The following is a 7,566-nucleotide window of genomic DNA, read 5'->3' as shown; positions in this document are numbered from 1 at the left end:
CCGGATGAGGGGAGACTCTCAAGTCCGGTTCTGTGAGCGTTGCGCCTTGAAGCGCGTACAATCTTACGACCTGAAATGGTCGTCACGGTAAAGCTGTGGTCGGCAGCCGTGTACCGAGTCTTGCGTGGTGGAAGGTAACGACCACTGCGAAGCGTAGACAGGGAGATAACAGGCCATAACGTTTGCTAAGGGATAATTAACCTCGAAATTGATCGTGATCGAAGCAGTTGACTCTCTCGCTCTACGAGGAAAACAGAAGTCGGGAGCTCCGTTAATGACAAGGCATCCCGTCTGCTTCCGGGGTTGGTACCCATGGCATGTTATCAAGTGATTGTGCGGGAACAAGGGAGATCCTGAACGTTCAGGCGGAGGCCTGTAAAACCTGACAAGCCTGAAAGCAAGGAGGGTTTGATGACGTTCAGGAAGTCAGACCAGCTGATAGTACTCCGAGACGGGGAGAGCCCGTCACATGGGAAAGCGGCTGGCGGTATTTGAGCCTTTCCAAGGGAAACATGGGCTTCACATCAGAGGGAGTTACGGTCTTCTACACAGTGAGAAGGTAAACCAGCTATGGCAACGAAACTGGAAAGGGTAGCAGCAAAAGCCCGGAGTAATCCGAAACTTCGCTTCACCAGTTTGGCTCATCACATCACACCGGAAAGTCTTTGCATGAATCTGAATAAAATTCCCAGCAAGACATCACCCGGCGTTGATGGGCTGACAATGGAAGAGACAAAGAAAGGCTTCAGGCAATGGCTTGAACAAACACTGACGTCTATTCATCGACAGGCTTACAAGGCACCACCGGTCAGGAGAGTATGGATACCAAAACCGGGGAAGAAGGAGAAACGCCCTTTGGGTGTTCCCTGCATTAATGATCGAGCCTTGCAACGCAGTGTTGCCGATGTATTGAATGCCATCTATGAACAGGATTTTCTGCCCTGTTCCATGGGAGGCAGGTCGGGCATAGGAGCGCACAATGCGCTATCCACCTTTAATGAGGTGGTGTCAGGTCGCAAAGTGAGTTGGGTGTTTGAGGCTGATCTGAAGAATTTCTTTGGAAGTCTTGATCATGGATGGCTGCTTCGTTTTGTTGAACACCGGGTCGGTGATCCCAGAATCCTGAACTTGATCCGTCGTTGGTTAAAGGCGGGAGTAATGGAAACAGGGGATCTGCATGAGAGTGAGGAGGGTACGCCGCAAGGAGGGCCTGTCAGTGTCATCCTAAGTAACCTGTATCTGCATTACGTGCTCGACCTTTGGTTTGAGCGCAAGGTTAAGCCCTGTTTAAAAGGGGAAGCCTGGTTAATCAGGTATGTTGACGATTTTGTGGTGTGCTTTCAGCACCGCAGTGATGCGGAACGTTTCATGAATGTGCTGCCAAGGCGGTTGGGCAAATTTGGTCTGAAGCTGGAGCCGGATAAAACCCGGTTGGTTGAGTTCGGACGATTTGCTCATCGGCAAAAGAAGCGGCCAGAAACGGTCTACTTTCTTGGATTTACTCATTACTGCACCCGTAACCGGAAGGGAAACTTTATGGTTGGCCGTAAAACGGAGAAAACACGGCTATGGCGAAGTTTTGAGAAATTGAAGGCGTTGCTGAGGCGAATACGTCACGATCCGTTGCATGAACAGTTAGCAGCGATCAATCGGCGGTTGCAAGGACATTATGCTTACTACGGAATGGGAGGGAATTTCCGAAGTCTCTGCAAACTGTATCGGTTTGTGGAGCGATATTGGCGCAAGATGCTCAGTAAGCGATGTCGTAAGGGGAAGGTGACCTGGGAGAAATTTAACCATCTTAAGCGGATAATGCCGTTACAGAGACCAAAGATAACCATCTCCTTTTGGAAGATGCAGTTAATGTCTGTGCTGTAAGTCAAATGTCGAAGAGCCCGGTGCGGGAAATCTGCACGCCGGGATCTGAGGGGGGTGGAGTTGCAATTGGCAGCTCCTTCTACCCGGTCCTGAGGGGGAGGTTCCCTTGGGCGACTCGACAGGCACAGAGGAAAAGATTTTTTCTTTTCTCCGTGACTCCGTGTCTCCGTGGCAAAAAGAGGAAATTATTCCGAGACAAATCCTAAGCGCCTACTCCCCGCTTGGGTAAGTTAAAGATCAAACAACGAAGGTCACGAAGAGCACAAAGAAGAGATTTTCTTTTCCTTCGTGCTCTTTGTGTTCTTGGTGGTTCCATCCGAAAACCATTGAAAATGGAGGGGCAAGCTTAATGTCCACCCTAAGTACTGGCGCTAGCACCAGAAATAACATCGATGTTCAGCGATTGATTATCAAGAATTTGTTGCGGAATTCGCTCAAAAGCGGGATTGGCAATGCCATCGGATTCGTTTGAAGAATCAACGACAATAATCAAGGATTTTATCTTCGGAGAAGGTAACCGTCACCGGCAGTTTGCCATTATGACCAACGCCATATGCCGTGTATTCACCGGGTTCAAACTCGATTTTGACATTTTGCAGTTCTTTGATGCGCTGGTGTTTGACCGCCTCAGCAGCACTGTCCACAATCATGTAGTCCATGATGTCCCAGAGTGGGGAAGGAATAGTCAGCTCTTTTTGCTGGTTGACGTCAGCAAACTCTGCACAGGTCTCGTTGTTCAGTGCTTTGGTGGCCCAGGTGGGTTCTACCAAATAGCCTTTACCAACACTGACGAGATCATAACCCTGCTCAAGCGCTTCATCTGCATCTGCTCGCTGGGCAATACCACCCACACCAATAACAGGTACTTTTGCCAGGCTTTCGTCTTTAAGCTGGTGATATTTAGCGATGAGAGTTTCTTTATCTTCAGGGTTGACGATGGAGTTACGTGCCCAGCTACCCATTGAAAAGTGCAAATAATCCAGACCGCTGGCCTGGCTATCAACTTTGTTCGGCAGCCTGTACACGTTGCCATGCCGATCGAAACCGGCGTTATTCTGGGTTTTGGTGTTCTCAATGGTGCAGGCATCGGTCTGGGCTATTCCGCAACGGCTCCGGCAGCAGTGAAATGGTTCAAACCGGAGCAAAAAGGTTTAATTGTCGGTCATTGGTAACATTGCCAACCTGCAACTGACCGATACTTTCACCATTACCCTGCTGGTTCAGACGTTCCTGATTAACAACACCAGAAGTCCGGATAGAGCCGCTTTAACCCGGATATTTCATAAACTGCCCAGAATCAAACCCAGTTGATAAAAACTCATCAAAGCCTGCTCAGCATAAGGCTTAACCCGGGTTCGCTCGGCCGTCGTCAGGTGTTGCAATGTCTGCTTGATAAGCAGCTCCTGGTTCACCGACTGATCCAGGGTGGAGGCAGTTTGAAAAAGCTGCCAGGCCAGAGCATCCACCGCCAAAAACCGCGTTTCATTTTCCTGGCGGTAAACAATCAGCAGGGTTGGTTGTTCGGGAGCGGCCTGTGGTTGAAAGTCACGGCTGATGGTATGGACAGGGTATTGGTAGGCGGCGGCCACAGCATTAACCGACCATATCAGTGCATCTTCACAGTCTGCAAAAACTGCGATTGCTGTGGCGGCTGGTTCGTCCTGTTCATTGCCCAGCAACAGGGTTTCCAGCCATTCATAGTGGGCCAGTTCGCGGAGGAACGGTGGCAGAGTGTGGGACTTATCAGTCACTGGATTAGTATTAAGCCAGGCCAGAAACTCCCCGGAGATATCAATAAAGTAGGGGGAGCTGGCAGGGTGATCGGCAATAAAGCGATCCACCAGATGATTGAACGCCTCCTCCGGCAATAGCTTTTTCAGCACCGGGAAGCCCTGACTGACAAAGTTAGACATATTGTTTCGGATCAGCCGGGAGTAAACGGCAAAGCGTTCCGGCTTTATTTGCTCAAATGGATTATCAGTCTGATGACGTATAGCCTCGGTAAACTGCTGCTGAACTGTCTGAAAATCATCCACAGGCATAATACTCCTTCTGCTGATGCATCACAGAGTGCTGAATCCGGTGTATTGAATCGAGCTCTTCAACCAGCTTGTCCAATGGCGGAATATTAAAGTCCCGCTCCAGTAGCGTTGGGAAAACGCCGTGGTATTGGTAAGCTTTGCCAAGCAGCTGCCAGACATCATCGCGAACCGGTGCGCCATGACTGTCGATAATAAGGTCCGGCTGCTCAACATAATGGCCGGCAATATGGCCGTAGCTGATACGTTCAGTGGGCAACTGCCTCAGAAACGTATCTGCGTCATAACCATGATTGACGCTGTTGACAAAAATATTGTTGATATCCAGCAGCAGCTCACAATCCGCCAGTTCCAGAACCCGATGAATAAACTCAATTTCCGGCATCTGCTGCCCGGGAGCGCAGTAGTAAGAGACGTTCTCCACCGCAATGGGCTCACCCAGAAAGTCCTGGGTCTGTTTTATCCGATCTGCCACGTAATGTGCAGCCGCTTTGGTAAAGGGAATAGGCATCAGGTCATAGAGATGCCCCTGGTCAGAGCAGTAACTCAGGTGTTCGGTGTAACGAACTACCTGATGGGCCTGTAGAAATGCCCTGATATCGTGCAGCAGATTCATATCCAGCGGTGTCGGACCACCCAGTGACAGGGAGAGCCCGTGGCAAACCAGCGGTGTCTGATCGAGAATCTGCTCCAGCAGCTGGCGTCTCTGTTGCGGCGCTTTAATCCAGTTTTCCGGAGCAACCTCCAGAAACTGAACAGAGAAGGGCACCTCTCTGGCCAGGCTCTGAAGATGCTCCCGGCGCAGGCCAAGGCCTGCACCGCTGAGTGAAGGAACAGGCTTCATCAGGCGGCTCCGCACTTGCCTTCGCCGCATTTGCCTTCTTCCTCTTTGCTGGCTGATTCGCCGCACTTGCCTTCACCGCATTTGCCTTCGTCCGCTTTCATGGCGCTGTCGCCACCGCATTTGCCCTCGCCACACTTCCCTTCTTCCGCTTTGGCCGATGCCGAAGATGCACCACATTTGCCTTCACCACATTTGCCCTCATCCACCCGTTTTTCCGCCAGCACAATGCCCTCGTAGCCCTGATTCAAAGAGCTGATCGAGCCGGTCATATCGGCACTGACGGTGACGGATGCAGCGGAAACCAGGGTGGCAGCAACCAGGTTGGTCAGTTTGTTGGTTTTTGTTGTCATGGTGACTCTCCTGTCGTTTTTTAACCGAACGCAAAGTGCGGACTTATCAATACAACGGGAAAGTCGGTGGGATGTTACAGATTCGTTAAAAAAAAATGGAAAAACAATTTCAGGCCGGTGGTTCCGGCCTGAAAGGGCCTTCATAAAAGGCCAAAGCGGAAAATGGTTTTTTCCTGATAGGTTTCACCGGGATTCAGTCGGGTTGAAGGAAACTCCGGCCTGTTGGGGGAGTCCGGAAAATGCTGGGTCTCCAGGCAGAAACCTGCCCGCATACCATATTGGCTGCCACCCCGTGCAGGCTCACCTGCCAGATAGTTGCCGGTATAGAACTGCACTCCCGGTTGACTGGTAAGCACTTCCAGAGTACGACCACTGTCTGGTTCTTCTACCCGGGCGACAGGTGTCAGAGAGCGATCACTCCCCCTCTCCGTCCAGATAACCCAGTTATGGTCGTATCCCCTGGCCTGCTTCAGCTGAACAAAGTCCTGGGCAATATCCTGACCAATAGGCTTCATGGTGGTGAAATCCATGGGGGTGTTAATGACCGACTCAATCTCACCATAGGGAATGGATGTTTCATCCGTTGGGGTGAACTGGCGGCAGTGCAGCTGCAGCCGGTGGCTGAGACAGTCGTCACTGCCATTAAGGTTGAAATAAGTGTGGTTGGTCAGGTTAACCACGGTGGGGGCGTCCGTCGTTGCCCGATACTCAATACCCAGCTCATTGTGGTTATTCAGGGTGTAGATCACGTTGACACTCAGATTGCCGGGGTAACCCTCTTCACCATCTTCTGATTCATAGTCAAGGGACAGTGTGCATATGTCGTCTCTGGTATGGGATTCTGCCCGCCACAGGGAATGATCAAACCCAACCTTGCCACCATGCAGGTGATTCGGTGCATTGTTGCAGGCCAGCTGAAACGGTTCACCCTCAAGTTCAAATTCTCCCCTGGCGATACGGTTGGCATAACGGCCAACAATGGCACCAAAATAAGCACTGGACCGCTCGTAATCCGCCACCGAATCACAGCCCAGGGTGACTTCGCCTGAATTGCCTGCTTTATCCGGCACACGAATGCTCTGGATAATACCGCCCATGGTCAGGACGGTGACTTCCATGCCTTGCTGGTTACAGAGCCGGAAGGCATACACCGGTTTACCGGAGCGAGTGGCTCCAAACACTTCCTGAAAAATCTTCATAAATACGTCATTGCCCTGGAAAACAAATCGCCAACTTTCATAGTCCAGCTTGCATAGAAAGTGGAGTGAGGTCTGAGGAGTGTTCACATGGCAAATTGTGAACATCCCTGGTAGGTAAAGAAAAATTTACGCAGTCAGCGTTATCACCAAAGATAGCTATAGTATCCAAGGCTTGTATATCAATTCACTGATGGACGTCATGCCCGTGGGTATTTTTAGCATATTTTGTAACCGCTGACCGTATGCCAGGGCCAGTGCTGCTGGGCAATGACTACACCATCGGGCAGCGGAGATGCGATTATGGCCCGGGCTTTTGTATCACCGGATCGTATTGGTACGTCATGGCGTGAACAGCGTGATATAGCCATTGATGATCTCCAGCCATTGCGACATCGGCCTCTATGCTCTATAACTATTAACTCTGGGGGCGATTCGGATTCGACGACGGTATTGAACCCTGAGGTGCATGCCGAGGGCGTAGTGGTTCTCGTTAATCAAAACACTACAAACCTATTAGTTGCCAATGATAGCAACTTTGAAGCTGCAGCACTCGCTGCTTAATCGTACTTAACACTACGAAGCTTCCAGTCTAACCGGCTCGTCTGCTGGCTGGTATTCAGACTGTCATCGTAAGCGGGCTCGCCACGATCAGCAGGTCTCTGGCTGACGGGTTAAAACCTGTGAGAATCGCACTGAAGAACCCCGACCACTGGGTCGCTACGGTGTAAAAACTAAAGGTGGATCTAAGCATGTAGAGCCAAAGGCTGAGAGCTGGCGGACGCGGGTTCAAATCCCGCCGCCTCCACCAAATCAATAGAAATACCAAGGGCTGACGATTCGGAAGCCCTTGAAAAACCTGAAAATCCCACCTTTTTTAGTCCGATATAGTCCAGCGTTATCTATCTACAACCAACTTTTTATGTAACACTCAATGTAACACTGAAGCAAAATCCACTAACGCGGTGTTACTAAGCATGCCCAGAATCGCTAAAGCCCTTTCTCCTACTGAGGTTCAGGCCGCCAAGCCCAAAGACAAGGAATACAACCTTGCCGATGGGAAAGGGCTGTACCTGAGAATCAAGCCCAATGGAACAAAGCAGTGGTTATTCAACTACACCCGCCCCCATTCCAAATCACGGTCGAACATTGGTTTTGGATGTTACCCAGTAGTAACACTTAGTGAAGCCAGAGAGGAACGAAGAAAGGCTTTAATTTTATTGGCTCCTCGTCCTTTAGTGTGGATTTCCTTATGAAAT

10 protein-coding genes and 1 other RNA gene are annotated in these 7,566 nt (G+C 50.5%); 4 read left to right on the top strand and 7 right to left on the bottom strand.

Going from position 1 to position 7,566, the window contains the following annotated elements:
- Positions 1–570: 570 nt before the first annotated feature.
- The gene (gene ltrA / locus CX664_RS24950; protein ID WP_101749285.1) at positions 571–1,878 is read left to right on the top strand and encodes a group II intron reverse transcriptase/maturase; all 1,308 of its coding nucleotides are present in this window, start codon (positions 571–573) and stop codon (positions 1,876–1,878) included.
- A gap of 358 nt (positions 1,879–2,236) precedes the next feature.
- Here the strand turns inward: ltrA and CX664_RS27950 are convergent, their stop codons facing one another.
- On the bottom strand, positions 2,237–2,371 hold the full coding sequence (locus CX664_RS27950; RefSeq protein ID WP_276328524.1) for an FMN-binding protein: 135 nt from the start codon (positions 2,369–2,371) through the stop codon (positions 2,237–2,239).
- Entirely contained in the window at positions 2,355–2,840 is a 486-nt protein-coding gene (locus tag CX664_RS24945) for a beta/alpha barrel domain-containing protein (RefSeq protein WP_206679431.1), read from the bottom strand. The genes CX664_RS27950 and CX664_RS24945 overlap by 17 nt, the downstream gene beginning before the upstream one ends.
- Positions 2,841–2,846: 6 nt before the next feature.
- On the opposite strand from CX664_RS24945, the gene CX664_RS26050 reads away from it, so the two are divergent.
- Complete coding sequence (locus tag CX664_RS26050) at positions 2,847–3,050, top strand: hypothetical protein (protein ID WP_180966634.1); 204 nt, start codon at positions 2,847–2,849, stop codon at positions 3,048–3,050.
- A gap of 108 nt (positions 3,051–3,158) precedes the next feature.
- Here CX664_RS26050 and CX664_RS24940 read toward each other — a convergent pair whose 3' ends face one another.
- The 5 genes from CX664_RS24940 to CX664_RS26840 all read right to left on the bottom strand — a co-directional run bounded on the left by CX664_RS24940 (position 3,159) and on the right by CX664_RS26840 (position 6,678).
- Positions 3,159–3,914 (bottom strand): HvfC family RiPP maturation protein, encoded by a 756-nt coding sequence (locus CX664_RS24940; RefSeq protein WP_180966633.1) that lies wholly within the window; start codon positions 3,912–3,914, stop codon positions 3,159–3,161.
- Positions 3,907–4,761 carry an HvfB family MNIO-type RiPP peptide maturase gene (locus CX664_RS24935; RefSeq protein WP_101749283.1) on the bottom strand — a complete coding sequence of 285 codons (855 nt, stop codon included), beginning with the start codon at positions 4,759–4,761 and terminating at the stop codon, positions 3,907–3,909. The genes CX664_RS24940 and CX664_RS24935 overlap by 8 nt, the downstream gene beginning before the upstream one ends.
- Positions 4,761–5,111, bottom strand: coding sequence for an HvfA family oxazolone/thioamide-modified RiPP metallophore (locus tag CX664_RS24930; RefSeq protein WP_101749286.1), 351 nt, complete (start codon positions 5,109–5,111; stop codon positions 4,761–4,763). The genes CX664_RS24935 and CX664_RS24930 overlap by 1 nt, the downstream gene beginning before the upstream one ends.
- A gap of 140 nt (positions 5,112–5,251) precedes the next feature.
- A complete protein-coding gene (locus CX664_RS24925) occupies positions 5,252–6,310 on the bottom strand; it encodes an aldose epimerase family protein (protein ID WP_101749282.1) in 1,059 nt (352 codons plus the stop codon).
- Between the two features lie 215 nt (positions 6,311–6,525).
- A complete protein-coding gene (locus CX664_RS26840) occupies positions 6,526–6,678 on the bottom strand; it encodes a hypothetical protein (protein ID WP_180966632.1) in 153 nt (50 codons plus the stop codon).
- A 55-nt stretch (positions 6,679–6,733) separates the two neighbouring features.
- On the opposite strand from CX664_RS26840, the gene ssrA reads away from it, so the two are divergent.
- Positions 6,734–7,118, top strand: a transfer-messenger RNA (tmRNA) gene (ssrA, locus tag CX664_RS24920).
- 166 nt (positions 7,119–7,284) lie between these two features.
- Positions 7,285–7,563, top strand: coding sequence for an integrase arm-type DNA-binding domain-containing protein (locus CX664_RS24915; protein ID WP_101749281.1), 279 nt, complete (start codon positions 7,285–7,287; stop codon positions 7,561–7,563).
- The last annotated feature ends 3 nt before the right edge of the window (positions 7,564–7,566 follow it).

The organism is Endozoicomonas acroporae (genome assembly GCF_002864045.1).
Taxonomy (GTDB): Bacteria; Pseudomonadota; Gammaproteobacteria; order Pseudomonadales; family Endozoicomonadaceae; genus Endozoicomonas; species Endozoicomonas acroporae.
This window is presented reverse-complemented; position numbering and strand designations above follow the sequence as displayed.

Excerpts from the sequence above, each read along its gene's own strand:
- ltrA (WP_101749285.1), top strand. The coding sequence starts at position 571 with ATGGCAACGAAACTGGAAAGGGTAGCAGCAAAAGCCCGGAGTAATCCG.
- CX664_RS24945 (WP_206679431.1), bottom strand. The coding sequence starts at position 2,840 with ATGGGTAGCTGGGCACGTAACTCCATCGTCAACCCTGAAGATAAAGAA.
- CX664_RS24935 (WP_101749283.1), bottom strand. The coding sequence starts at position 4,761 with ATGAAGCCTGTTCCTTCACTCAGCGGTGCAGGCCTTGGCCTGCGCCGG.
- CX664_RS24930 (WP_101749286.1), bottom strand. The coding sequence starts at position 5,111 with ATGACAACAAAAACCAACAAACTGACCAACCTGGTTGCTGCCACCCTG.
- CX664_RS24925 (WP_101749282.1), bottom strand. The coding sequence starts at position 6,310 with ATGAAGATTTTTCAGGAAGTGTTTGGAGCCACTCGCTCCGGTAAACCG.
- CX664_RS26840 (WP_180966632.1), bottom strand. The coding sequence starts at position 6,678 with ATGGCTATATCACGCTGTTCACGCCATGACGTACCAATACGATCCGGT.
- CX664_RS24915 (WP_101749281.1), top strand. The coding sequence starts at position 7,285 with ATGCCCAGAATCGCTAAAGCCCTTTCTCCTACTGAGGTTCAGGCCGCC.